The 24,548-nt window shown below is 63.0% G+C and carries 18 protein-coding genes; 14 read left to right on the top strand and 4 right to left on the bottom strand.

The features are described from left to right. Positions 1-197: 197 nt before the first annotated feature. Positions 198-1,391 carry a type III PLP-dependent enzyme gene (locus tag HAD_RS07365; protein ID WP_035570250.1) on the top strand — a complete coding sequence of 398 codons (1,194 nt, stop codon included), beginning with the start codon at positions 198-200 and terminating at the stop codon, positions 1,389-1,391. Here the strand turns inward: HAD_RS07365 and murI are convergent. Then, positions 1,337-2,206 (bottom strand): glutamate racemase, encoded by an 870-nt coding sequence (murI, locus tag HAD_RS07360; protein ID WP_035570249.1) that lies wholly within the window; start codon positions 2,204-2,206, stop codon positions 1,337-1,339. The two genes, HAD_RS07365 and murI, sit on opposite strands and share 55 nt — an antisense overlap. A gap of 58 nt (positions 2,207-2,264) precedes the next feature. Next, entirely contained in the window at positions 2,265-2,996 is a 732-nt protein-coding gene (locus tag HAD_RS07355; RefSeq protein ID WP_051596005.1) for an inositol monophosphatase family protein, read from the bottom strand. Between the two features lie 184 nt (positions 2,997-3,180). Here HAD_RS07355 and HAD_RS07350 point away from each other — a divergent pair, with 184 nt between their 5' ends. From HAD_RS07350 to HAD_RS07335, 4 genes are all read left to right on the top strand, one after another. After that, positions 3,181-3,579 (top strand): hypothetical protein, encoded by a 399-nt coding sequence (locus tag HAD_RS07350; protein ID WP_035570247.1) that lies wholly within the window; start codon positions 3,181-3,183, stop codon positions 3,577-3,579. 75 nt (positions 3,580-3,654) lie between these two features. Further along, positions 3,655-5,544: a copper resistance system multicopper oxidase gene (locus tag HAD_RS07345; protein ID WP_035570245.1), complete on the top strand. Its 1,890-nt coding sequence runs from the start codon at positions 3,655-3,657 to the stop codon at positions 5,542-5,544. Then, a complete protein-coding gene (locus HAD_RS07340) occupies positions 5,544-6,353 on the top strand; it encodes a copper resistance protein B (RefSeq protein ID WP_035570244.1) in 810 nt (269 codons plus the stop codon). Before HAD_RS07345 ends, HAD_RS07340 begins: the two co-directional genes overlap by 1 nt. Before the next feature lie 142 nt (positions 6,354-6,495). Next, positions 6,496-6,798, top strand: coding sequence for a hypothetical protein (locus tag HAD_RS07335; protein ID WP_035570242.1), 303 nt, complete (start codon positions 6,496-6,498; stop codon positions 6,796-6,798). Positions 6,799-6,824: 26 nt separating this feature from the next. Here HAD_RS07335 and HAD_RS07330 read toward each other — a convergent pair whose 3' ends face one another. Beyond that, positions 6,825-8,222 carry an ATP-binding protein gene (locus tag HAD_RS07330; protein ID WP_084331815.1) on the bottom strand — a complete coding sequence of 466 codons (1,398 nt, stop codon included), beginning with the start codon at positions 8,220-8,222 and terminating at the stop codon, positions 6,825-6,827. Between the two features lie 210 nt (positions 8,223-8,432). Here HAD_RS07330 and HAD_RS07325 point away from each other — a divergent pair, with 210 nt between their 5' ends. The 7 genes from HAD_RS07325 to HAD_RS07295 all read left to right on the top strand — a co-directional run bounded on the left by HAD_RS07325 (position 8,433) and on the right by HAD_RS07295 (position 19,094). Beyond that, complete coding sequence (locus HAD_RS07325; RefSeq protein ID WP_084331814.1) at positions 8,433-9,887, top strand: efflux transporter outer membrane subunit; 1,455 nt, start codon at positions 8,433-8,435, stop codon at positions 9,885-9,887. Between the two features lie 18 nt (positions 9,888-9,905). After that, on the top strand, positions 9,906-11,177 hold the full coding sequence (locus HAD_RS07320) for an efflux RND transporter periplasmic adaptor subunit (RefSeq protein WP_035570240.1): 1,272 nt from the start codon (positions 9,906-9,908) through the stop codon (positions 11,175-11,177). Beyond that, positions 11,174-14,395 (top strand): efflux RND transporter permease subunit, encoded by a 3,222-nt coding sequence (locus tag HAD_RS07315; protein WP_035570239.1) that lies wholly within the window; start codon positions 11,174-11,176, stop codon positions 14,393-14,395. The genes HAD_RS07320 and HAD_RS07315 overlap by 4 nt, the downstream gene beginning before the upstream one ends. A gap of 77 nt (positions 14,396-14,472) precedes the next feature. Then, entirely contained in the window at positions 14,473-16,659 is a 2,187-nt protein-coding gene (locus HAD_RS07310) for a M13 family metallopeptidase (protein WP_035570238.1), read from the top strand. Between the two features lie 126 nt (positions 16,660-16,785). Continuing rightward, a complete protein-coding gene (locus tag HAD_RS07305; protein WP_156942195.1) occupies positions 16,786-17,163 on the top strand; it encodes a PilZ domain-containing protein in 378 nt (125 codons plus the stop codon). A gap of 208 nt (positions 17,164-17,371) precedes the next feature. Beyond that, positions 17,372-18,553, top strand: a complete 1,182-nt coding sequence (locus HAD_RS07300; protein WP_035570235.1) for a thiolase family protein — start codon at positions 17,372-17,374, stop codon at positions 18,551-18,553. A gap of 82 nt (positions 18,554-18,635) precedes the next feature. Further along, positions 18,636-19,094 (top strand): GNAT family N-acetyltransferase, encoded by a 459-nt coding sequence (locus HAD_RS07295; RefSeq protein ID WP_035570234.1) that lies wholly within the window; start codon positions 18,636-18,638, stop codon positions 19,092-19,094. 3 nt (positions 19,095-19,097) lie between these two features. Here HAD_RS07295 and HAD_RS18820 read toward each other — a convergent pair whose 3' ends face one another. Continuing rightward, positions 19,098-19,712, bottom strand: coding sequence for an Lrp/AsnC family transcriptional regulator (locus HAD_RS18820; protein WP_084331813.1), 615 nt, complete (start codon positions 19,710-19,712; stop codon positions 19,098-19,100). Between HAD_RS18820 and HAD_RS07285 the strand changes: the two genes are divergently transcribed. Beyond that, positions 19,711-23,169 carry an indolepyruvate ferredoxin oxidoreductase family protein gene (locus HAD_RS07285; RefSeq protein ID WP_035570233.1) on the top strand — a complete coding sequence of 1,153 codons (3,459 nt, stop codon included), beginning with the start codon at positions 19,711-19,713 and terminating at the stop codon, positions 23,167-23,169. The genes HAD_RS18820 and HAD_RS07285 overlap by 2 nt on opposite strands. Before the next feature lie 56 nt (positions 23,170-23,225). Continuing rightward, positions 23,226-24,548, top strand: coding sequence for a serpin family protein (locus tag HAD_RS07280; protein WP_035570232.1), 1,323 nt, complete (start codon positions 23,226-23,228; stop codon positions 24,546-24,548).

Here is a 24,548-nt window from a genome sequence, read left to right as displayed (position 1 = left end):
GCTACAGGCCGCGTCGAAGAAGGTTTCGTGAAAAAATTCAGTTCGCGCAAAAAAATCCCCTTGCGTGCGTGAACAGAGTCCCCTACATGCCCCCTCGAAATATAGAGATGTGGCGGACACTCTGCGCTAACCCACTCGGTGGGGGCCCCCGTACTAACGCCCAAAGCTGGTTAAAAGCCCTTTGGAGGTTAGGTGTCATGCACTCCTATGCTACCCCGACACATATTGTTCGCGAGATCCAGCCGGACGTCCCTGTCTGGTGCTTTCGTCCGGAACGCGTCACCGCGTCGGCGAAATGGTTCCGTGAGTCGTTCTCTGCCGAGCCGTTCTATGCCGTGAAGGCAAACCCCGGCGTGCACGTGCTGGACGCCCTCTGGGCTGGCGGCGTGCACAGCTTCGACTGCGCCTCCGACACCGAAGTCGAACTGATCCGTACCCGGTTCCCGGAAGCCCGCATCGCGTTCCTGCACCCGGTGAAGAACCGCCGGGCGATTGCCCGCGCCTACAAGGAATTCGGCGTCCGCATCTTCGTCACCGACACGATGGAAGAGCTGAACAAGATTCTTGAGGAAACCGGCTACGCCAAGGACCTGACCATCATCGTGCGCGTTGCGGTCTCCTGCGACGGCGCCGCCCTGCCGCTGGCCGGCAAGTTCGGCGCGAGCGCAGACGACGCCGCAGAGATCCTGCGCGAAGCCCGCCGCTATGCGGACGAGCTGGGCGTGTCGTTCCATGTCGGCAGCCAGGCCCTGAAGCCGACGGCATGGGCCACCGCCATGGCAGACGTTTCGCGCATCATCATCTCGGCCGCTGTCACGGTCGACATCGTGGATGTCGGCGGCGGCTTTCCGTCCGTATACGCCGATGGCGCCCCGCCGGCGCTCGAATCCTATGCCGCAATGGTCGAAGCCTCGTTCGAGAACATGTACGTTCTCGAAAACGCAGACCTGTGGTGCGAGCCGGGCCGCGCGCTGGTCGCCGAATCCGAAAGCCTGCTGTGCCGCATCGAACTGTCGAAAAACGGTGCACTGTACATCAATGACGGCTCCTATGGCGCCCTCTACGATGCCGTGCACGAGCAATGGAAATTCCCAAAGCGCGCGATTGCCGGCGACGGCCGCAAGCTGCACGGCATGGAAGCCTATCGCGTCTACGGCCCAACCTGCGATTCAACCGACAAGTTCCCGGACGAGATCATGCTGCCGGCCGGCCTGTCCGAAGGCGACTATATCGAGTTCGGCAACCTCGGGGCCTATGGCCGCGCCATGTCCAGCCGCTTCAACGGCTTCGGCGAAACCGAAGTGGTGGAAGTGCAGGACGCGCCGTGGCCGAGCCTTTACGGGTCTGTCGGTGCAGAAGTCGTGTCCATCGGGTCGATGGCGACCCGCTGAAGCTCTGGAAAACCGTATCGCCTGAGGACGAGGGCGAGATCCGCCTCGTCCTCTGGTTCGCTGGTCAGATAGGCGTGCCCGCCAATGCCGCGTGCCTCGGTCTCAACCGGCAGCACACGGATCGTCTGGCGCGCGATGGCGGCGCCTGAATCGACATAGCTGACAGACTGGGGGGCGCTGGCGATCAGCTGGCCGCGCACGAGCGGAAAGTGCGTGCAGGCGAGCACGACCGTATCGATCTTCTCCCCGCCCGGCACATCGAACAGCGGTGCCTGCGCCTCTGCAAACCGGTCGATGGGAATGTCCTCACCGCGGGCATGCGCCTCGGCCAGGCGGACAAGCTCGATACTGCCATGCATGATGACATGCAGATGGCCGGCGAATGTCTCGATCAGTTCCGATGTATAGGCCCGGCGGATCGTGCCGGGGGTCGCCAGCAGGCCGATCGTACCGGTGCGGGTGAACTGGGCGGCGGGCTTGATCGCAGGCACCGTGCCGACGACCGGAATATCCAGCACCGCGCGCACGTCGGACAGCGCCAGCGTCGAGGCCGTATTGCAGGCGATGACGAACACGTCAGGGCGAACCCGGTCGCACAGCGCCTTTGCCACTTTCGGCAGGCGCTCGCGCAGGGCCTCGTCGGATTTGTCGCCATAAGGAAAGAAGCCGGAATCGGCGGCATAGTGCACGCCAAGCGCCGGGCCGAGCGCGCGGATCTCCTCCGCCACGGTGAGGCCCCCTACCCCGGAATCGAACACCAGCACCCGCCCGCGGGCGGGCGACGGAACGAAATTTCCAGGCAGCATCTCAGACATGATGAAAACCTAATCGCATTCGCGGGCGGCGAAAACGGGGCAGGATCCGGGGCGATTTTCAGGCCCAGCGCGCATCGATGCCATACCGGCCGGGTGCAATCCTGCCAGCTTCGACCGACATGCCCGCCTCACGGCAGATGATATCGGCGGCCGCAACGTCCCACAGGCCGCAGCCCCGCTCGACATATCCGCCCAGCCTGCCCAGCGCGGCGGATGCCAGAGAGAATACGGCGCAGCGGTAACGCACCACGGCATAACCCTGGTCGCGGAAGGTCTGCGCCCGCGCATCGGTCTCCGGCCCCGGCTCGAAGTCATTCTCTCCGAGCGCCATGATCTTTACCGGCCCGCGCGACGCGGCACGTGGCTGCGCGATCCGGTTCACGCGCAGCCCGGTGCCGCTTGCGGCCGACAGGAGCAAGCCCAGTTCCGGCAGCGCGATGGCCCCGAGCGCCGAACCGCCCTTCTCGATATATCCGGCGGAAATGCCCCAAAGCGGCAGACCGAGCAGGAAATTCGACGTGCCGTCGATCGGGTCGAGCGCCCAGCCGGTAATGCCTTCGCCGAGATCGCCGCCCATTTCCTCCCCGATGATACGCCCTTCCCCGAATTCCTCTGCCAGAGACCGGCGCAACATGGCTTCGACATCGAGGTCTGCGCTGGAGGCGAACTGCCCGGCTGACTTCTCGTCCACGACCAGCGCCTCGCGCCGGCGCGTCCAGGACAGGGCCAGGTCCGACGCCTCCTGCATGATGCGTTCAAGCGGTTCGAGCGCGGCAGTGCCGGAATCCACGGTGAAGCCTCCATCCTTGCGCGCAAGGGTTGCGCTTTGGCGTCATCTGACGGGCGCCACCCCTCCCTGACAAGGGCCGCCCGGCAAAGCCGCCGCCGCTTTGTTATTTTGAAAACCTGCCGGCCGATGCTTATCTGGACCAGAACCGCCTCCCGGATTGCCGGGAGCTCTGCAGGCTTTGCGCATGATCCTGATGAGATCCTTCTTCCTGGCAGGCCTTGCCCTGTTCTTTGCAGCCCAGCAGGCGCTTTGCGCCTGTGACGCGCCGCAAGCCCGGGCGCCGGTGGCCATGGAGATGGCGCACAGCATGCCGGCAGGACATGCCTGCGACGAAACCGGACCGGCGCATCACGACAAATCGGCTTGTCCCCATTGTGACGCTGACGCGGAACTGATCACGCAGGCCCCACAGGCCATGCCCGCGCCGGTCCTGCCCGTTGGCGCTGCTGCCGCAGTGATCGGTCCGGCCAATGCCCCGAAGGTCCTGGCCCCGCCCGCACGGCTGCTGAAATACAGGTTCTACCAGGCGTCCGGGCCGCCCCGGCTGACGCCGCTGCAACTGAAAACCCGCCTCCTGAATTGAGACCGGCCCGGCCGGGCGCGTTGTCGGCGCGCCCGCCCCGATGCCGCTTTCTCTCAATTCAGAAGGTTCTTTCCCATGTTCAGTCGAAGACTATTCCTGCAGGGTGCCGCCCTGACAGGCCTTTCGTCCCTGCTGCCTGCTGCCCTTTTGCCGGCCTGGGCGCGCAGTGCCAGCGATGGCAACACCGGCCTCTCCCCGGCCACTGCAACGGAGTTCAACCTGTCAATCGGGCGCTTCCCGGTTCGCATCGGCGGGCGTGGCGGCGAGGCGTTGGGCGTCAATGGCACGCTGCCCGCGCCGCTGATCCGGTTTCGTGAAGGCGACGAGATCACGCTCAACGTGACCAATACGCTGGAGGAAGATACCAGCGTCCACTGGCACGGCTTGCTTGTGCCCTTCCAGATGGACGGTGTGCCGGGCGTCACCTTTCCGGGCATCCGGCCGGGCGAGACATTCACGTACAAATATGCCGTGCCGCAATCGGGCACCTACTGGTACCATTCCCATTCCGGTCTGCAGGAGCAGGAAGGCCTCTACGGTCCGATCATCATCGACCCAAAACATCATGACCCGGTCACCTATGACCGGGAATATGTGCTGGTGCTTTCGGACTGGAGCTTCGAAAGCCCTTACCGCATCTTCGCGAAGCTGAAGAAGATGAGCGATGCCTACAATTACCAGCAACGCACGGTCGGCGACTTCCTGAAGGATGCGCAGGAAAAGGGCCTCGGCGCCGCCTGGGACGAGCGTGCGATGTGGGGCCAGATGCGCATGTCGCCGCGCGACATCGCAGACGTGACGGGGGCGACCTACCACTATCTGATCAATGGCCACTCCACCGCCGACAACTGGAACGGCATCTTCCGGCGCGGCGAGCGCGTGCGCCTGCGGATCATCAATGCCTCGGCGATGACGATTTTCAATGTCCGCCTGCCCGGCCTGCCGATGACCATCGTCGCCGCCGACGGCCTCAATGTGCAGCCACTGGAAGTCGATGAGTTCCAGATGGGTGTTGCCGAAACCTATGATGTGATCGTCGAGCCGAAGGATGATCAGGCCTACGCCTTCGTCGCCGAGAGCATCGACTGCTCAGGACAGGCGGTGGCGACCTTCGGGCCGAAGCCTGGCATGCGCGCCGAAGCCCCTGCCCTGCGCGGCGTGCCGACCCTGACCATGAAGGACATGGGCATGGATCATGGCGCTATGGGACATGACGATATGAAAATGGATTCCATGGACATGGCGGCAATGGATCATTCAGAGATGGATCATGCCGCAATGGGCCATGACATGGGCGGCATGTCTATGGATCACTCCGCACACGGCATGGTAGATGACGCCAGCTGGCCGGTGGAGAAAAAGGACATCAAACGCGGCCCCGGTGTCGCAAACGTCGCCATGATGCCGATGAGCCGCCTCGACGAGCCGGGCATCGGCCTCGAAGACGTGGCTCATCGCGTCATGCGGTATTCGCAGCTCCGCAGCCTGACCCGCAATCCGGACCTGCGCCCGCCGGGCCGGGAGATGGAGATCCACCTCACCTCCAACATGGAACGCTATATGTGGAGCTTCGACGGCGTGAAGTTCTCCGAAGTGACCGAGCCCATCATCTTCCATGAAGGCGAGCGCCTGCGGGTGACGCTGATCAACAACACGATGATGCCGCACCCGATCCACCTGCACGGCATGTTCTTCGACCTTGTGAACGGCGGCGGCGACCACAAGCCACGAAAGCACACCGTGATCGTGAAACCGGGCGAAAAGCTCTCCTTCGATGTCTCGGCTGACCATGTCGGCGACTGGGCCTTCCACTGCCACCTGCTTTACCACATGCATGCGGGCATGATGCAGGTCGTCTCCGTCCTGCCGTCAACGGACAAAAAAATGATGGATCACGAGCATATGGACCACGACATGATGGACCATTCCGCCATGGGTCATGACACGCATGGGGAGACGAAGTGATGCACAGGGTTATTCTTACCGCCCTCGCGACATGCGCCGTTGCAACAGGCGCCTCCGCACAAGCGCACGATCATCAGAAAGCAGCCTCATCTGAAAAACCCTGGTCGCAGGCCGATGCCTATTTCGACCCGGCAGAAGTGGACGCTGCCCGCGCGCATGTTCAGGCGCATTCCGGCGATACGCCCTTTGCCATGGTCCGGTTCGACCGGCTGGAAGCTCAGTCCTCGGATGGGGAAACCGTCGGCGTCTGGGATGCCGATGCCTGGTATGGCGGCGACATCAACAAGGTCTGGCTGAAAACCGAGGGCGAGTATTCTTTCGAGGACAACGACCTGGAGGACGCCGAAGTCCAGCTGCTCTGGTCCCGCGCCATTTCGCGATACTTCGACCTGCAGACCGGCGTGCGCTATGACTTCGAACCGAAGGGCCAGGCCCACGCGGTGCTCGGTATCCAGGGTCTCGCCCCCTACTGGTTCGAAGTGGACGGGGCCGCTTTCCTCAGCGGCTCAGGAGACCTGACCGCCAGTTTCGAAGCCGAATACGAGCTGTTGCTGACCAACCGGCTGATCCTCCAGCCCCGGCTGGAGGCGAATTTTTCGGCGCAGGACATTCCGGAAAAGGCGCTCGGCTCCGGCCTGACCGATCTGCAGGCGGGCTTGCGCCTGCGCTACGAGATCCGCCGCGAGGTCGCGCCCTATATCGGTGTGGAATACCAGAGCGCTTTCGGCAAAACGGCAGACCGGATCGAAGCCGACGGCGGAAAGGCTGACGACACGCGTTTCGTCATCGGCGTCCGAACCTGGTTCTGATTTCGCCAAAGCAGCATGCCAGGTGGCGCAGAACACCCTGTTTTAAAAAGAAAAGAGCCGTGACTTCGCCTTTGGCATGAGTCTTGTTGTGCATTGCAGCATTGAGGCGTACTGTTCAGGTCAGAAAAGGGATACAGGACTGATGGAATATTGGCTTATGCCCTGGCGCGCGACTTTGTCTGTTGCGGCCGCCACACTCGAAACCACGCTGGTCATGCAGAAAAGCCTCGCTGGCCTGACGGGGATGAGCGGCTTCGAACCGCTGGACGAAAACCGCCTGCGCGATGCCTTTCATGCAGCGGCCGACGTCAACCTGCGCCGCTGGGGCGATACGGCGGAAATGCTGCAGAACCTGCCGTCCTGGTACCGGGATCTCGGCCGTATGCCGGGCGACCTGATGACCGATTGGTTTGACGCGCATCACCGGTCGGCCACCGCAGACTAACGGGGCCGACTGATCCGGCCGCCGGCCTAGGCTGCGTCGGGCTTGCGGCGCATCGCCGGCAGCCAGACCCCAAAGGCAGACCCCTTCTCCATGACCGTTTCCACGGCCATGCCGCCGCGGTGGTGCGCCATGATGTGTTTCACAATGGCAAGCCCCAGACCGGTACCGGTGATCTTGCCGCCACGGCTCTGATCTGTCCGGTAGAAGCGTTCGCCCAGCCGCGGCAGGTGCTGGCGCTCAATGCCGGGGCCTTCATCTTCCACCCTCACCCAGATCGCCGGCTCGCCCGGACCCGGCCGGTTGACCGACTGCAGCAGGGTCATGCGCTCGCTGTCGTCCCATGCCTGGCCCGCCCTGGCGCGCGCGTCGACCGTATCGGCGGCAAAGCCATAGGTGACCCGCACCGTGCCGTCCTTGCGGCAGTATTTGATGGCGTTGGAAATCAGGTTCTCGACGACCTGGATCAGCTCATCCCGGTTGCCGATCACCGGCAATGGGGTGTCGATGCCTGACACGTCGAGCTCGACGCCGCGTTCATCGGCCAGCCCTTCCAGCGCAGCCGCGCCCGAGGCCATCACATCCTGCATGTCCACCTGGTCCCGCGGGGCCACCTGTTCGGACGACTCGATCCGCGACAATGACAGAAGGTCTGAAATCAGGCGCGACATGCGCTCGGACTCGACCGCCATGATGTCCAGGAACCGCCCCCAGCTTTCCGGGTCATCCTTTGCCGGGCCGCGCATCGTTTCGATAAATCCCGACAGGGCGGTCAGCGGCGTGCGCAATTCATGGCTGGCATTGGCGATGAAGTCTGACCGTGCGCGGGCGGCCCGGCGCAGCGGTGTCAGGTCTTCCAGCACGATCAGCACCCGGCCGGCATCCAGCGGGCGGGAGACGTGCGCGCGCCAGGTTTCATTCGGGCCGGCATCGACATCCACGGCCAGCGGCGCGTCAACCTTGGTATGAATTGCCTTGTCGATCGCGGAGAGGAGCGCCGGCGACCGGATCACCGTCGATGCGCGCGGGCGCACCCTGTTGTCGAGGCGCAGGATATCCTCCGCTTCGGCGTTGAAGGCGACGATGCGTTCGTCGAAATCGATTTCAAACGCCGGCAGCGGCAGGGCCTTCAGCGGGATCGAGGCCGTCGAAGGCCCCGGCACGATACTGTCCGGCGCTCCGTCCGTCACAGCGGAGGCCGGCAGGACGGTTGCCGATCCGACATAATAGGCCCAGGCCACGGCGCCCGCAGCGATCAAGGCGGCGGCGGCTTCGATGAAACCGATGGAGCCTGTGACCAGAAGCAGGACAAGCACCGCCGCGAAGCACGATATGAGCACGGCGAAGTCACGGACACGCAAGTTTGTTGCACGCCTTACGCCCTTTTCGGCGCCCTTATGGGTGGCAGTCAGCAGCGCTTCACTCATGCGGTTTCCCGGCGGGACCCTTCCACACACTTGTAGGTTTCAGGCGCTATCGCGACAGCGGGATTATGCCAAGCCCCCTGTGAAGGCAGAGCCTCCCTTGCGTCATACATTAAGTTACGTATAGTTATTGAAATTCGATAATTTCTCGTTGACAATCGACTAGTGCCCGCGTAACGCACTGCAAATACAGACAGGAGCAATGCCGTAGGCATGAAACGATCAATCCTCTTCGCAGGCACGGCATTTCTTGCGGCATGCACCTCTTCTCCGGCAAATCTTGGCCGCATGGCGGGCGAACGCATTGATTTCTTTGCGCAAGCCCCCGATGCGCCGGCGGAATGGAAGGCAAGCGGCGTCGCCGGAAAGGCGCCCAGAGGCGACTGGCTGAGCCAATTCGACGATCCGGTCATGACGTCCCTGGTGTCGGAGGCGCTGGAGAACAATCCGTCGTTGAAGTCCCGCGCCGCGACCATGCGCGCCGCCGAGGCCGCGACACGCTCGGCGCGCTCGGCCGGCCGGCCGAGTCTCGGCGCATCCCTGTCCGCCGGCGGCTCGTCCACGGGCGTCAAAACGGCAACCGGCACCAACCGGATCGATAGCGAACTTTACGGTGTCGGCCTCGACGCGAGCTGGGAGCTGGACCTGTGGGGCCGGATCGGCGCGTCCGTGAACGCCGCTGAGGCCGACTTTGCCGCATCCGAAGCCGATCTCGCCGCCGCGGAATTGTCGCTGGCCGCCCAGACCGCCATCGCCTGGATCAACCTGAACGAGGCACTGGCCCAGGAACGCGTGGCACAACTGACCTATGACGCGCGCGACCGCGTGCGCCTGCTGACGGAGCGCCGCTTCCAGCGCGGCCTGGTGGATGCGCTGGACGTGCGCACCGCCCGCTCGGCCCTGGCCAATGCCGAAGCCACGATCGCCACGCGCCGCCAGATTACCGGCGAGACCGCCCGGCGCCTCGAAATCCTGCTGGGCCGCTATCCGGCAGCGGAGATTGCCGCCTCGGCGGAAATTCCGGCCCTTGGCCCGCTGCAGCCGCAAGGCAACCCTGCCCTGCTGCTGTCGCGCCGCCCGGATATTGCCGCCTCCGAAGCCCGCATCGAAGCGGCTGGTATGCGGGCCGAGAGCGCCCGGTTGGCGATGCTCCCCTCCTTCGTCCTGACCGGCAGCCTGTCGACCAACGAAACGGACCTGGCCGACGCCTTTGACCCGGAGCTGATCGCAGCCCGCCTCGTCGCCAACCTGACCGCACCGATCTTCCGCGGCGGGCGCCTGGATGCGCAGCGCGATGCCGCTGTCGCACAGGCTGAAGCCGCGGTCGCGAACTATGCCAGCACAGCCCTGTCTGCCTGGGGCGAAGTCGAGAACGCCGTTGCCGCAGACCGCTACCTTGCCGACCAGGAAGAGGCTCAGGCCCGCGCGCTGGAAGAAGCGCGGTGGGCCGAGGAACTCGCCCTGCGTAAATATACAACCAGCGGCACACTGACGATCTTCAACCTGATCGACGCGCAAACGCGGCGCCTGACCGCTGAAAGCCAGCTGATCTCGGTGCGCGCCAGCCGCGCCACCAACCGCATTTCCTATAACATCGCCCTTGGCGGCGGCTTGCCGGTCCGGACTGCCTCGACCGAAACGACGCCCACCGAAGCCGCCGCAGAGTAAGCCCCAGGAGTTCCATCCATGGCCCGTGTCATCGCCATCGTCGCCCCTCTCGCCATCGTCGCCGCCCTCGGCGTCGGCGGAACCATCGTCCTGCAGCAGCTGAAGCCGGAACCGGAAAAGGCCGAGGACGTCCGGATTGGCCTCAATGTTTTTGCTGAAAAGGTCCGCCGCGGCGATCTTCAGATTACGGTCGAAGCACAGGGCGAAGTGCGGCCACGCCGTGAAATCGTGGTGGCACCGCAGATTTCCGGCCGCATTTCCTATGTCTCGCCCGACTTCATCGATGGCGGTTTCATCAAGAAAGGCCAGTTGCTGGTCCGCGTCGAAGCCGCCGACTATGAACTGGCCGTGGTGCGCGCCCGGTCCGGCGTGGCGTCTGCCGAACAGGGGCTGACCCGCGAGATCGCGGAAGCGGAACTCGCCGAGCAGGACATTGAGGACCTCGGCATCACCAATGTTTCGCCGCTGGCCCGGCGCGAACCGCAACTTGCGCAGGCCCGCGCCGCCCTCGACGCCGCCAAGGCACAGTTGAAAGACGCCGAACTGGCGCTCGAACGGACAGCCGTCTACGCCCCCTTCTCCGGCCGGGTGTGGGAGCGCGATGTCGATATCGGCCAGGTCGTCGCGACCGGCCAGTCACTCGGGCGCATCTTCGCCAATGATGTGGTGGAAGTTTCGCTGCCGCTCGACGATGAGGAAATGGGCCGGCTTGGCCTGCCGCTCGCCTTCGCCGCCAGCGACCAGGAACCCGGCCCGAAAGTCGACTTCACGGCCACGGTCGGCGGGATCGAACGGCACTGGACCGGCGAAGTCGTCCGGACGGCGGCCGCCGTGAACAGCCAGACCCGCCAGATCAATGTGATCGCCGAGCTGAAAGACCCCTACGGCAAGGGTGCCGATAATGGTGCCCCCATGGCGCCGGGCCTGTTCGTGAATGCCGTGATCGAAGGCAACACCATCCCCGATGTGCTGATCGCGCCTCGCGCCTCCATGCGCGGTGGCGACAAGATCTTCATTGGAAACGCCGACACAGGCACGCTGTCGATCCGCACCGTCGACCTGATCTATTCCGATCCGCACGGGGCCTATGTCCGTTCCGGCATCGATGAAGGCGAGTTCGCCATCACCTCCCCGATCCAGGCCGCGTTCGACGGCATGAACATCACTGTGATGGAGCGTCAGCCCGACGGCACCATCAAGACCTACGAACCGGTGGAAAACACATCGGACGAAGACAAGACAGAGGAAACAGCCATGCGCCTGACCAGCGCGAATGGAGCAACCGAATGAACGGCATCGTCGCCTGGTTCGCCCGCAACGCGGTTGCGGCGAACCTTCTCATGATCGTCTGCTTCGTTGGTGGCATCTTCGGATACACCGCAATGGAGCGGGAAATGTTCCCGGTCGGGACGTTCAATGGCGCGACCGTCTCGATGGCATGGCCAGGCGCGTCGCCGCAGGACATCGAGGAACAGATCGTCACGCGGATCGAGGAATCCGTGGCCGATCTCGACGGCATCAAGCGCATCACGTCGACCTCTTCGGAAGGGTTCGGTTCGGTCAATATCGAAGGCCAGAACGACATCGACATGATGCAGTTCCTGGACGAGGTGAAACTCCGCGTCGACCAGATCAACAACCTGCCGCAAGCCGCCTTTCAGCCGCAGGTGCGGCGATGGGAACAGCGCGGCCAGTTCATGGGCCTTGCCGTGCACGGCAAGGTCGATGGCCGGGAGCTGAAACGTCTCGGAGACCGGGTGCGCGATGACATCGCCCAATTGCCCGGCGGCGAACTTGCTGAACTGCAGGGCACGCTGGACGAGCAGGTGAACATCGAAGTCACCGAGGAATCCCTGCGCCGCTTCGGCCTCAGCTTCGGCGACGTGGCCAATGCTATCCGGCAATCCTCGCTGAACTCGTCCGGCGGACGGATCGAGTCATCTACCGGCGACGTGTCCATCACAACCCGCCAGCTGGCCGATACCAAGGACCAGTTCAACGACATCATCATCCGTCAGACGACCGAGCAAGGCACAGTCCGCGTGGAGGACGTTGCCGACGTCATCGACGGGTTCGTATCCGACAAGTTCAGCGCGCTCTATGGGGGGGAACCGACAGCCTTCGTCATGATCCCCGCGCCGGACAAGATGGATGTCGTGAAATACACCAAAGGCTTCCGCGACTATGTCGAGCGGGCCAACGATCCCAAGAGCGGGATCCTGCCCCAGGGCGTGAAGATCGATATCCTCTGGGACGATTCCGAGGCCTTCAATGACCGCATGCACCTGATCATGTCGTCTGCGCTGCAGGGTGCAGTGCTGGTGATGATCGTGCTGTTGCTGTTCCTCCGCCCGACGGTGGCCCTCTGGGTGACGGTCGGCATCATGACGGCGTTCGGCGGCGGCATCCTGATCCTGCCTTATCTCGGCGTGTCGTGGAACATCCTGTCGACCTTTGCCGTGCTGCTGGTGATCGGGGTGATCGTGGACGATGCCATCGTTGTGGGGGAAAACATCCACAAGGAAGTGGAAAGCGGCCGGCGCGAAGGCCTCGATGCCGCCATCGTTGGCACCCAGATGGTTCTGAAGCCGATCATCTTCGGCGTCCTGACAACGATCATTGCCTTCCTGCCCTGGGCGTTCCTCAGCGGGCCGGAACGGCAGTTCACCCAGCAGATCACATTCGTGGTCGTGGCCGCCCTCACCTTCTCCATCGTCGAGTGCATGCTGATCCTTCCGGCACACCTTGCGCACATGAAGAAGCAGAACTTTGACGGTGCCAGCGGGGCGTTGATGAAGATCCAGCGCCGGATCGCCGACAGCCTGCTTTGGTTTGCAAACCACATCTACAAGCCGATGCTCGAATTTGCGCTGCATTACCGCTACGCGACGACGGCACTCTTCTTCTGCCTGTTCTACCTGGCCTTCAGCCTGTCCAGCATGAAGTTCGTGCCGTTCCAGTTCATGCCGCAAATCGAGGCGGACCTGATCCAGGTACAGATCGAAATGCCGGACGGCACGCCGTATGACCGTCTGGTCCAGGTGCGCGACCAGCTTCAGGCCGGAATCGAGAAAAGCGAACAACAGTCGAAGGACGAACATCCCGAAATCAAGGATGGCCTGATCCGCGATGCGTCCGTGATTGCCTATGGCACGAACGTCCGCGCCTTTGTCGGCCTCGCCCCGCCGGAAGACCGTCCCGACACGATCCGCTCCAAGGACCTCGCCGAAATCCTGCGGACCAATGTCGGCGAGATCCAGGATGCCGAAGAGATCAGTTTCGACTTCACGTTCAATGACAGTGACACGGGCATCCGGTTTGCCCTCAGCCACCAGAACCTCGATCATCTGCGCGAAGCCGCAGAAGTCGTGAAGGCACAGCTGGCAACCTATTCCGGTGCCTATGATATCGGCGACAACCTGTCCTCGGCGGCTGACGAGATCCGGATCACCATGAAGCCCGGCGCCGAAACGCTCGGTATCACGCTGGCCGATGTCTCACGCCAGCTGCGCCAGGCCTATTATGGCGAAGAGGTTCAGCGCCTCCCGCGCGAGGGCGAAGACGTCCGCGTTATGGTCCGCCTGCCGGAAACGGCGCGCGAAGACCTGGACAGCCTCAGTTCGCTCCGGGTCCGGACGCCGGATGGACGCGAGATCCCGGTGACGCAGGTGGCGGATTTCTCCTACGCACCAGGCATCAACCGCATCCAGCGGCGTGACCGCATGCGCTCTGTCTATGTCTTCTCCGAAGTCAAAGGCGAAGGCGGCCGCGGGGAAATCATGGCGGATATGGAGGCGAATTTCTGGCCGGACTTCCAGAAGCGCTTCCCGGACATCAAACGCGGTGAAGCCGGCGGCTTCGAGGAAGAAAACCAGTTCATAAGCGAAATCGGCCGGCTGACTCTGATCGCGATCGGGGCCATGTACATCCTGCTGGCGATTGCCTTCCGGTCCTACGCTCAGCCCTTGTTGCTGATGATGGCCCTGCCCTTTGCCTATGCGGGCGCCCTCTTCGGCCTCTGGTTCTCGGACACACCGATGGCCCTGTTCTCCTTCTTCGGGATCGCGGCCGCCGCGGGCGTCGTTATCAACGACAATCTGGTGTTGATCGATTACGTCAACAAACGCCGGGAAGAAGGCGCAGGGGCTGTCCAGGCCCTGGTCGATGCGGGCGTGTCACGCTTCCGCCCGATCCTGCTGACATCGCTGACAACCATGGTCGGGATTCTGCCCCTGCTGTCGCAACGCTCCGTACAGGCTCAGTTCCTGAAACCGATGCTGGTCGCGCTCGGCTCGGCTGTCGGGTTCGCGATCTTCATCTCGCTGTTCCTGGTGCCGGCGCTTTACGTCATCGGTGCCGAGGTCAAGCGAATCTTCGCCTGGACCTGGGGCGGCCAGCCCTTCCGTCACATCGGCGATGGGTATTCCGGTCATGTCACGATCGACGAAGAAGAGTTGATCGGCACGAGCACAGGGAGTGGCAGCTCGCCTATGGCACCGGCTGAATGATCTGATACCAACCAGAGACAAGACATGTTCCCGGCGCGCTGCCGGGAGCATGGGATTTAAGCAAGGAGAGACTGAGGATGAAGCATCTTCTTATCGGAACCGCGGCAATCGCCCTGCTGGCCGGATGCACGCCAAAGGCGTCCGCGCCCGCTGAGAACGACAAGGTCGCCCTCACCGAGACCACCCCACCCATCGCCAATGCGGACGGCAAGTTTGAAACGAGCGAAGGCCTCCTTCTCTCGGCGCCGGATTACTGGGGCAGCTGGGGCATCGACCTCAGCGTACAGGACACGAGCGTCACGCCGGGCAATGACTTCTATGCCTGGACCAACGGCAAGTGGCTGGATTCCTTCGTGATCCCCTCTGACCGCTCGCGTTATGGCTCGTTTGATCTCCTAGCTGAAAAATCCGAGCAGCGCGTCCTCAAGATCATTGATGACCTCGCGGCCGAACAGCCCGCCATCGACACGCCGGAAGGCAAGATCGGCGCCTACTACAATGCCTATCTCGATACGGATGCCATCAATGCAGCCGGCCTTGCACCGGCGCAGCCTTATCTCGACCGGATCAAGGCGGTCCAGTCGCTGGACGATCTTGCGGTGCTGTTCGCCACTCCGGGCTTCAGCTCGCCCGTCAGCGGCTTTGTCTTCGCAGATGACAAGGACCCGGACACGAACATATTCCAGATGCGCATCGGCGGCCTCGGCCTGCCGGACCGCGACTATTATCTGAAGACAGATGACAAGTCGGTCGAGCTGCGCGCCAAATATCTGGGCCTGCTGACCTTCATGCTGGACCAGGCCGGATACGAAGATGCCGCCGGCGCAGCCCAGAACGTGCTGGATCTCGAAACCGAAATCGCCAAGGCCGACTGGGACCGTGCCCTCGCACGCAATCCTGACATCACCTACAACAAGGTGAGCAAGGATGACCTCGTCGCCATGGCCGGCGACTTCCCGCTCGTCCGCACCCTGGATACGATGGGTGTCGGCGGCGAGAACGAATTCCTCGTCGCAGAAATTCCCCCGACCGAAGACGAGCTCCAGGCTGCAGGCATCTCCGCTGAAGACGCGACCAAGCTCGGCGGCGGCTTCCCTGCGATGTTCCAGATTGCCAGCGATACACCGCTCGACACCTGGAAAGCCTACCTTACCGCCCATTTCCTGTCCGACTTCGCCAGTGTCCTGCCCAAGGACATCGACGACGCAAACTTTGCGTTCTACGGCACCGCCCTGCGCGGCCAGCCGGAACAGCGCGAACGCTGGAAGCGCGCGGTTCAGGCCACGCAGGGCACGTTGGGCGAAGCGATCGGCAAAGTGTTCGTCGAGCGCTACTTCCCGCCGGAAAACAAGGCCGCGATGGACAATCTCGTGGCCAATCTGCGCAAGGCCATGGCAGCAAATCTTGAAGACCTCGGCTGGATGAGCGAGGCCACGAAGGTGAAAGCGGAGGCAAAGCTCGACGCGTTCACGCCGAAGATCGGATATCCGGACGAGTTTGAAACCTACGACACGCTGGTCGTCGGCAATTCCGCGCTCGACAACGCCATCGCGTCCCAGAAGTGGCAGATCGAGGACAACCTCGCCGATCTTGGCCAGCCCGTGGACCGTACACGGTGGTTCATGACGCCGCAGACGATCAATGCCTACTACAACCCGTCCTTCAACGAGATCGTGTTCCCGGCCGCCATCCTGCAGCCGCCCTTCTTCAATATCTCGGCTGACCCGGCTGTGAACTATGGCGCCATTGGCGGCGTCATCGGGCACGAGATGGGGCATGGGTTTGACGACCAGGGCGCCAAATATGATGGCGAAGGCGTGCTGACGAACTGGTGGACGGAAGAAGACCTCGCGGCCTTCCGCCAGCTGGGCGATGCGCTGGCCAAACAGTATTCGGCCTACTGCCCGCTGGACGATGGGGAAACCTGTGTGAACGGCCGCCTGACACTTGGCGAGAACATTGGCGACCTGGGCGGCCTGTCCCTCGCCTACCGGGCCTACCAGATGTCTCTGGACGGCAAGGAGGCCCCGGTCATCGATGGCCTCACCGGCGACCAGCGCTTCTTCATGGCCTGGGCTCAGGTCTGGAGAGCGAAATACCGGGATGAGGCGATCCGGCAGCAGATGCTGTCAGACCCGCACTCGCCGCCCGTTTACCGGGTCAATGGCGTCGTCCGCAATCTGGATAAATGGTACGAGGCGTTTGATATCCAGCCCGGAGATGCGCTTTACCTGCCGCCGGAAGAACGTATCCACATCTGGTAACCCAGCATTGAAATCCGCGTAATCTGGAGGCGGCGCTACAGTTAGCGCCGCCTCTTGCTTATTTACTCAACTGGATATTAAGGGATTGGGTCCATCTTTTGCGACTTGGGTGGAGTTCGTTAGCGATTGGAGCGCACAAACTACGCCATGGCCATGAAACCGCGCCTCTTTGGGACAAAAAAGCCCGACAGTCCCGATCTGGGACGGATCCAACGCACGCTCCAGCAATCCGCCACACCTATTGCCTCCCGCGCGACGCATCAGAACTTGCCCCGCGCTGAACGGGCCAAAGTGTACCGTGAGGCCGCGGTCGCCTATGATTCCGGCTACCGCCGCAAAGGCATCGTGCTGGATTATTCAGCCAATGGCGCCCGGTTGCGCTTCCCCACCAATGAGAACCTGCCGCCAATGGTTTACCTCTATGCCCGCGCGGTTGGCCTTGAAGGGCCTGCCCGGGTCGTCTGGCAACACGGGTCTGAAGCCGGACTTGCCCTGGAAGTCTGATCCCGGACTCCGGTGAATCCCGGCGCTCTCACCTGCCCCGCTGAATTGGCGATTTATCCAGCCTCCAGAGTTGCTTTTCGGCACTCCCTTGGCCTGGCCGCAGTTTGCCGCACCTCTTCTGACCTTTTGTTGGGCTTGACGTCCCCCCTTGTCAGGCGCTTTGTGCCTTCCGAAGTAGACAGCACGCAGATGCAGCAAGGAGACGCACATGGCTGACCAGGATCCGGTCGTAATCGTTGGCATGGCCCGCACCCCGATGGGTGGACTTTTGGGAGACCTCGCCGGTCTCAGCGCCAATGAACTGGGGGGCATTGCAGTCGCCGCCGCCGTCAAGGAAGCCGGCCTCGCGCCAGGCGAAGCCAACGAGATCATCATGGGCAACTGCCTGCCCGCCGGCCAGGGCCAGGCCCCTGCCCGCCAGGCTGGATTCAATGCCGGTCAGGACAAGGGCCTCGAAGCCGTCACCATCAACAAGATGTGCGGCTCCGGCATGCAGGCCACCATCATGGGCCGCAACGCCATCCTCTCCGGCGACGCCGAAATCGTCATCGCCGGCGGCATGGAATCCATGACCAACGCCCCTCACCTGATCAACGCCCGCAAGGGCCACAAGTACGGCACCATGGCGGCAGAAGACCATATGGCCCTCGATGGCCTGTCCGATGCCTATTCCAAAGGCCCGATGGGTCTCTTCGCTGACAAGATCGCCGGCGAATACCAGTTTACCCGCGAGCAGCAGGACGCCTACGCCATCGAAACGCTGAAGCGCGCGCAGGACGCCACGACGAGCGGCAAGTTCAAGCGCGAGATCGCGCCGGTCACCATCAAGTCCCGCAAAGGCGAGACCGTGGTCGATATTGACCAGCTGCCGCGCGAAGCCAAGCCGGACAAGATTCCGCAACTGCGCCCGGCCTTCTCCAAGGACGGCACGGTCACCGCCGCCAACGCATCGGCCATTTCCGATGGCGCGGCTGCTCTCGTCCTGATGAAGAAGTCGGAAGCTGAAAAGCGCGGCCTGAAACCGATCGCCACGATCGTGTCGTCTTCCAGCCACGCGCATGAGCCGGAATACTTCACCACGGCGCCGGTGCCCGCCATGCAGAAGGCCCTCGCCAAAGCTGGCTGGGGTGTTGACGAAGTCGAACTCTGGGAAGTCAACGAAGCCTTCGCGGTCGTTCCGATGATCGCCATGAAGGAACTCGGCATCAGCCATGACAAGCTGAACGTGAATGGCGGCGCGTGCGCCATGGGTCACCCGATCGGCGCCTCCGGCGCCCGCGTGATCGTCACGCTGCTGGCCGCCATGGAAGACCGCGGCGCCAAGAAAGGCGTGGCGTCGCTCTGCATCGGTGGCGGTGAAGGCATCGCCATGTGCCTCGAGCGCGCCTGATGCCTCTCGCCTGACGGCGACACATGATCTAGTTTTGCGAGCCCGGGAACATTTCCCGGGCTCGTTTGTTTTCGGAGCCTCAATGATTATCCAGCCCGGTGATTTCGACGACCCGCAGGTCCGGGAACTCTTGCGCCAGCACCTGCAGGGCATGGCCGAAACATCGCCGCCCGGACACAGCTTCGCGCTGGATCACAGCGGCCTGCAGCGGCCGGATGTGACCTTCCTGTCGGTCTGGGACGGTGACACCCTGCTGGCCATTGGGGCGATGAAAGAGCTGGCCGCCGACCATGGCGAGCTGAAATCAATGCGTACACAGAAGGATAGTTTGCGCCGCGGCGCGGCGACTGCCATGCTGGAGGCGCTTCTGGACCTGGCACGCCAGCGCGGCTACCGGCGGGTCAGCCTGGAAACCGGTTCAGGCGAAGCCTTCGATCCGGCCCTCGCCCTCTATCGCAAGCATGGATTTAAAAGCGGAGACGCCTTTGCCGACTATGTCGGCAGCGAGTTCAATCAGTTCCTGCATCTCGACCTGGATTAAGGCCTATTTGACGTTCTCGACCAGATCGAGCGGCAAGGCCGTCGTGCGTTTTGCCACGCGGATCACGATACGGGACTGCACATCGGAAACGAGCGCGGAGCCGAGCAGCTTGTCACGCAGGAAATTGTCATAGGCATGCATGTCGGTGGTCACGACGTGGATCATGTAGTCCACCTGCCCGGTCACCGTCATGACTTCCGTCACTTCAGGCCAGGCCAGAACCATATCCTCGAACGCCTGCAAATTCTCCCGGTTCGGCAGGGCGAGCTTCACGCTGGCGATCACTTCGAAATTCAGTCCGAGTGCAAAATTGTCGAGAATCGTCACCCGCCCCCGGATGAACCCGGCTTCTTCCATGCGCTTGATCCGACGCCAGCACGGAGAGGAAGAAAGTCCCACGCGATCCGCGATTTCCGCAACGGAGAGCCCGGCGTCCCGCTGTATGATGTCAAGAATCTTGGCATCAACTGAGTCTATTTCTTGGGCCAAATTACTAAATTCCTTGCAAATAGGGGCATGTTTTGCCCCAATATAGCAAAATTGGCGCAAGAAAGGCAAGCTTTTTCGTGAAATTTGTCGAATAATCTTCCTGTTCCTTGGAGCGGACAGATTACCCATGCATCATCGTGAAGTTACGCTGAACGACAAATACGATCTTGTCGAGGGCAAGGCGTATATGACCGGTATTCAGGCACTGGTCCGCCTGCCTCTTGATCGAAAACGCCTTGATCTGCGCAATAACGTGAACACGGCCGGATTTATTTCCGGATATCGCGGATCGCCCCTTGGCGGCTACGACCAGCAGCTGCGTGCCGCGCAGAAATGGCTGGACGCGCACGACATCAAATTCTGGGAAGGTCTCAACGAAGACCTCGGCGCCACCGCCGTCTGGGGCAGCCAGCAGCTCGGCCTGTTCCCGGGCGCGAAATATGATGGCCTGTTCGGTATCTGGTATGGCAAGGCACCGGGTGTCGACCGCACAGGGGATGTGTTCAAGCATGCCAATGCCGCTGGCTCGTCCGCCCTTGGCGGCGTGCTCGCCATTGTCGGTGACGACCACAATTGCAAATCCTCGACCCTCCCCTCCCAATCCGAATTCGCGATGATGGATGCCGAGATCCCGGTCCTGAACCCGGCATCTATCCAGGACGTGCTCGACTACGGCATCCATGCCTGGGAGATGAGCCGCTTCTCAGGCGCCTGGACCGGCATGGTCGCACTGGCCGATACGATGGATTCCGGCTCCGTGGTCAATGTCGGCCTTGATCGCTTCAATATCGTCCAGCCGGATTTCGCCCTGCCTGAAGAAGGCGTGCACATGCGCCGGGGCGACGCGCCATTGCTGAAAGAACAGCGCCTGCGCCAGGTGAAACTGCCTGCCGCGCAAGCCTATGTCCGCGCCAACCAGCTGGACCATGTGATCCTGCCCTCGCCCAAGCCGCGCATCGGCATCGTCGTGACCGGCCAGGCCGCCCGCGACGTGTTCGAGGCGCTCGCCGCGCTCGGCATCGATCCACAGGAAGCTGGCCGGCTCGGGCTCGCCATCTTCAAGGTCGCGATGCCCTGGCCACTGGAACCGCAGGCCATCCGAGACTTCTGTACAGGGCTGGAACGCGTGCTGGTCATCGAGCACAAGCGCCCGCTGATCGAGGAGCAGCTCCGCTCCGTTCTCTATCGCCTGCCCGACAGCCAGCGCCCCTACATCGAGGGCAAGCATGACCGGGACGGCAATCGCCTCCTGTCAGACATTGCCTCCATCACGATCCCGGAAATGGCGGCGGCCTTGATGCAGACGATCCCGGAAGGCTGGGACACATCGCGCGCCACGGCCTATTTCGACCGCGTCGGGCGCGCCGGTGAAGCGGCACGGTCCAACGCAACGCCGACCGTCCGCACACCGCATTTCTGCTCGGGCTGCCCGCATAATACCTCCACGGTTGTGCCGGAAGGTTCGCGCGCGCTGGCTGGTATCGGTTGTCATTATATGGCGAACTTCATGCCGGACCGTCACACCGACATGACCAGCCAGATGGGTGGCGAAGGGATCCCGTGGATCGGCCAGCACTGGGCGACTGACGAGCCGCACGTCTTCGTCAATCTGGGCGACGGCACCTATTCCCACTCGGGCAGCCTTGCCATCCGCGCCGCCGTCACGTCCGGCGCCACCATGACCTACAAGATCCTCTACAATGACGCCGTCGCCATGACCGGCGGCCAGCATGTGGAGTCCGGCCAGACACCCGCTCAGATCGCTCAGCAGGTCCGCGCCGAAGGCGTGCGCACCATTGTGATCGTCACCGAGGACACGACCCGCTACGCAAACGTCAAAGGCCTGCCCGGCGGCGTGAAGATCTATGACCGCGACGATATGGAAGACGTCCAGCTGGCGCTTCGCGACACACCAGGCGTGTCCGTCATCATCTATGACCAGATCTGCGCCACCGAGAAACGCCGCCGCTCCAAGCGCGGCCTGCGCGCACCGGACCGGACGCGCGTCATCATCAACACCGAAGTCTGCGAAGGCTGCGGCGACTGTTCGGTGAAATCGAATTGTCTGTCGGTGGAGCCCGTCGAGACCGATCTTGGCCGCAAGCGCCGGATCAATCAGTCCACCTGCAACACCGACCTTTCCTGCCTGAAGGGCTTCTGCCCCAGCTTCGTGACCATCACCGATGGCGAAGCGGCCTGGGAAGACCAGGAACGCCCGGCCTTCAGCGCCGACGGCCTGCCGCTGCCTGAAACGCCGAGCCTCGCCCAGCCCTACAACGTACTGTTCACCGGCGTCGGCGGGACAGGTGTGACGACGGTTGCCGCCGTGCTGGCCATGGCCGCGCATGTGGACGGCCATGCCGCCTCCAGCCTGGACATGACCGGCCTTGCCCAGAAGGGCGGCCCGGTCCTGTCGCACATCCGCTTTGCCCGTGAACCGGACCAGATCTCCACCGGCCGCGTGCCGCCTGCCAGCGCAGATGTCGTCATTGCCTGCGACCTGGTCGTCGCTGCTGGCGGCGATGCGCTGAACCTGATGGATGCAGACCGCACCGCGGCCTATGCCAACAGCGACGTCACGCCGACCAGCGAGTTCATCCGCAACCGGTCCAAGCGGTTCGAGAGCGATCTCCTCTCCGCCCGCGTGAAGCGTCAGGCGACGGAGTTCGACACGTTCGATGCCGAGGCCCTTGCCATGGGGTATCTGCACGACGCGATCTACACAAACATGATCATGGCAGGCTTTGCCTGGCAGAGAGGCCGCCTGCCGGTGTCCCTCCGCGCGCTCTATCGCGCCATCCGCCTGAATGGCACCAAGGTGGACGACAACATGGCCGCCTTCAATATCGGCCGGATCGCCGCAGCCGACCCTGACCGCCTGATCCGCCAGCAAGACCCGCGCGGCGATGTGCCGGAGCAGACGCTTGAGGAACTGATCGAAGACCGCGCTGCGCGCCTGACCGGCTACCAGAACGCCGCCTATGCAGATCGCTACCGCGACATCGTCGCAAAGGTCCGCGCCGCGGAGAAGCCCATCAGCACGGACGGGAAGCTGACCCGGGCGGCGGCGTTCTATGCCTACAAGGTGATGGCTTACAAGGACGAGTATGAAGTCGCCCGTCTCTACACGGACGGGAAATTCGCCAAGCAGCTCGCCAGCCAGTTCAAGGGCGGCAAGCTGCGCTTCTGGCTCGCCGCGCCAATGATCGCGAAGAAAGATGCCCACGGCCACCTGGAGAAGAAGCATTTCGGCCCATGGATGCTGCTCGGGTTCAAACTGCTCGCGAAGTTCAAGGGCCTGCGCGGAACGAAGCTCGATCTGTTTGGCTACACCGAGGAACGCCAGCACGAGCGCAAGCTGCGCGACGATTATCTTGCCGGGCTGGAGCGCATCACGTCTGAGCTGACCGAGAAGAACCTCGAACTGGCCATTGCCATCGCCCGCGTGCCGGACGACATCCGCGGCTTCGGCCATGTGAAGGACGACGCGCTGCAAGCCGCAAAGGTGAAGGAAGCAGAGCTCTGGAAAGGCTGGCCGGAAGGCAAGCTGCCCACAACAAAAACCACGCTGATCGCCGCAGAATAGTCATGGATTCCCTGCAAGGGTGATAGGGTCCGCAAAAGACCCTATGGAGGATTCCCATGCGCCGTTCGATTGTTCCCGCGCTCACCGCCTTTGCCATCCTTGGCGCCTGCCAGCAGCCCGCTGCCGCGCCGGAACCGGAAGCCCCTGCTGCGCCGGATGCCGGCACCACGCCCGTTGAGGAGCCGTCGCCCATGCCCGTCGCCACACCCACGCTGGAAGCCACCGCACCGCTCTCTCAGGGCAACAATCTTTTCGCCTGGTCGCTCTACGAGACGCTTGAGAGCAAGCCCGGCAACATCTTTGTCTCGCCTGCGTCGATCAGCGAGGCGTTCGCCCTGCTCTATCCCGGCGCAGCGGGGGACACCGCAACGCAGATGGCCGGTGTGTTCGGCTTTGATGGCGTCCCGGCGGACGGTTTTGCCGTGACTCAGCACACGCTGAACACTGCGGTCACGGCGGACACGGAGACGACCAAACTGACCGTCGCCAATGCCGCCTGGCTGCGCGAAGGATCAACCTTTCAGGCCCCCTACCGCGACGCCGTTGAAGGCATCATGAAAGCCAAGGTCGCGCTGGTGGACTTCACCCAACCGGCCGCTGCCGCAAAGCTCATCAACAGCTGGGTCGAAGACCACACCAACGACAAGATCCACGACCTGATCCCGCCGGGCGCCATCCGGCCGGGGCTGACCGAACTGATCCTGACCAATGCCGTCTGGTTCAAGGCCGACTGGCAAAGCCCGTTCAAGGCCGAGGCGACACAGGACGGCACGTTCTTCGCGCCGTCCGGCGAGATCACGGCGAAGCTGATGAGCCAGACGCTGAAGAAGGCCCGCTACCTGTCCCGCGATGGCTATGCCGCGCTGGACCTCGACTATGCCGGGGATGACTATGCCCTCACCGTGATCCTCCCGGACGCGCAGGACGGCCTGACGGATGTCGCCGCCGCCATGACTGCGGAGAGCTTCACGACGCTCCTCACCGACATGGACAGCGCCTCTGAGCGCCGCGTGCATGTCGTCCTGCCGAAGGTGCGGATCGAAGCCAGTTACGAATTGAATGATCCGCTGATCGCGCTCGGCCTCGGCGATGCCTTCACAAGCGCAGCAGACTTCTCCGGCCTGATCGAAGGCGCCGGCCCCGGTGACCTCGTGATCAGCAAAGTGCTGCAGAAGACCTTCCTCGACATCGACGAGAAAGGCACCGAAGCCGCTGCGGCCACCGCGATCATGATGGAGCGGACCGCGATCTTCATTCCGGATGAGGAGCCGGTCGAGTTCCGCGCCGATCATCCCTTCCTGATCGCGCTGCGTCACAAGCCGACCGGAACCGTGATGTTCATGGGCCGGGTGGAGTCGCCGCCGCCCGCGGAAGACTAG

This window comes from Hyphomonas adhaerens MHS-3 (assembly GCF_000685235.1).
GTDB classification, from domain to species: domain Bacteria; phylum Pseudomonadota; class Alphaproteobacteria; order Caulobacterales; family Hyphomonadaceae; genus Hyphomonas; species Hyphomonas adhaerens.
This window is presented reverse-complemented; position numbering and strand designations above follow the sequence as displayed.

What these genes read in the sequence shown, in the direction of transcription:
- HAD_RS07365 (WP_035570250.1), top strand. Translation starts at nt 198, where the DNA reads ATGCACTCCTATGCTACCCCGACACATATTGTTCGCGAGATCCAGCCG.
- murI (WP_035570249.1), bottom strand. Translation starts at nt 2,206, where the DNA reads ATGTCTGAGATGCTGCCTGGAAATTTCGTTCCGTCGCCCGCCCGCGGG.
- HAD_RS07350 (WP_035570247.1), top strand. Translation starts at nt 3,181, where the DNA reads ATGATCCTGATGAGATCCTTCTTCCTGGCAGGCCTTGCCCTGTTCTTT.
- HAD_RS07345 (WP_035570245.1), top strand. Translation starts at nt 3,655, where the DNA reads ATGTTCAGTCGAAGACTATTCCTGCAGGGTGCCGCCCTGACAGGCCTT.
- HAD_RS07340 (WP_035570244.1), top strand. Translation starts at nt 5,544, where the DNA reads ATGCACAGGGTTATTCTTACCGCCCTCGCGACATGCGCCGTTGCAACA.
- HAD_RS07335 (WP_035570242.1), top strand. Translation starts at nt 6,496, where the DNA reads ATGGAATATTGGCTTATGCCCTGGCGCGCGACTTTGTCTGTTGCGGCC.
- HAD_RS07330 (WP_084331815.1), bottom strand. Translation starts at nt 8,222, where the DNA reads ATGAGTGAAGCGCTGCTGACTGCCACCCATAAGGGCGCCGAAAAGGGC.
- HAD_RS07325 (WP_084331814.1), top strand. Translation starts at nt 8,433, where the DNA reads ATGAAACGATCAATCCTCTTCGCAGGCACGGCATTTCTTGCGGCATGC.
- HAD_RS07320 (WP_035570240.1), top strand. Translation starts at nt 9,906, where the DNA reads ATGGCCCGTGTCATCGCCATCGTCGCCCCTCTCGCCATCGTCGCCGCC.
- HAD_RS07315 (WP_035570239.1), top strand. Translation starts at nt 11,174, where the DNA reads ATGAACGGCATCGTCGCCTGGTTCGCCCGCAACGCGGTTGCGGCGAAC.
- HAD_RS07310 (WP_035570238.1), top strand. Translation starts at nt 14,473, where the DNA reads ATGAAGCATCTTCTTATCGGAACCGCGGCAATCGCCCTGCTGGCCGGA.
- HAD_RS07300 (WP_035570235.1), top strand. Translation starts at nt 17,372, where the DNA reads ATGGCTGACCAGGATCCGGTCGTAATCGTTGGCATGGCCCGCACCCCG.
- HAD_RS07295 (WP_035570234.1), top strand. Translation starts at nt 18,636, where the DNA reads ATGATTATCCAGCCCGGTGATTTCGACGACCCGCAGGTCCGGGAACTC.
- HAD_RS07285 (WP_035570233.1), top strand. Translation starts at nt 19,711, where the DNA reads ATGCATCATCGTGAAGTTACGCTGAACGACAAATACGATCTTGTCGAG.
- HAD_RS18820 (WP_084331813.1), bottom strand. Translation starts at nt 19,712, where the DNA reads ATGGGTAATCTGTCCGCTCCAAGGAACAGGAAGATTATTCGACAAATT.
- HAD_RS07280 (WP_035570232.1), top strand. Translation starts at nt 23,226, where the DNA reads ATGCGCCGTTCGATTGTTCCCGCGCTCACCGCCTTTGCCATCCTTGGC.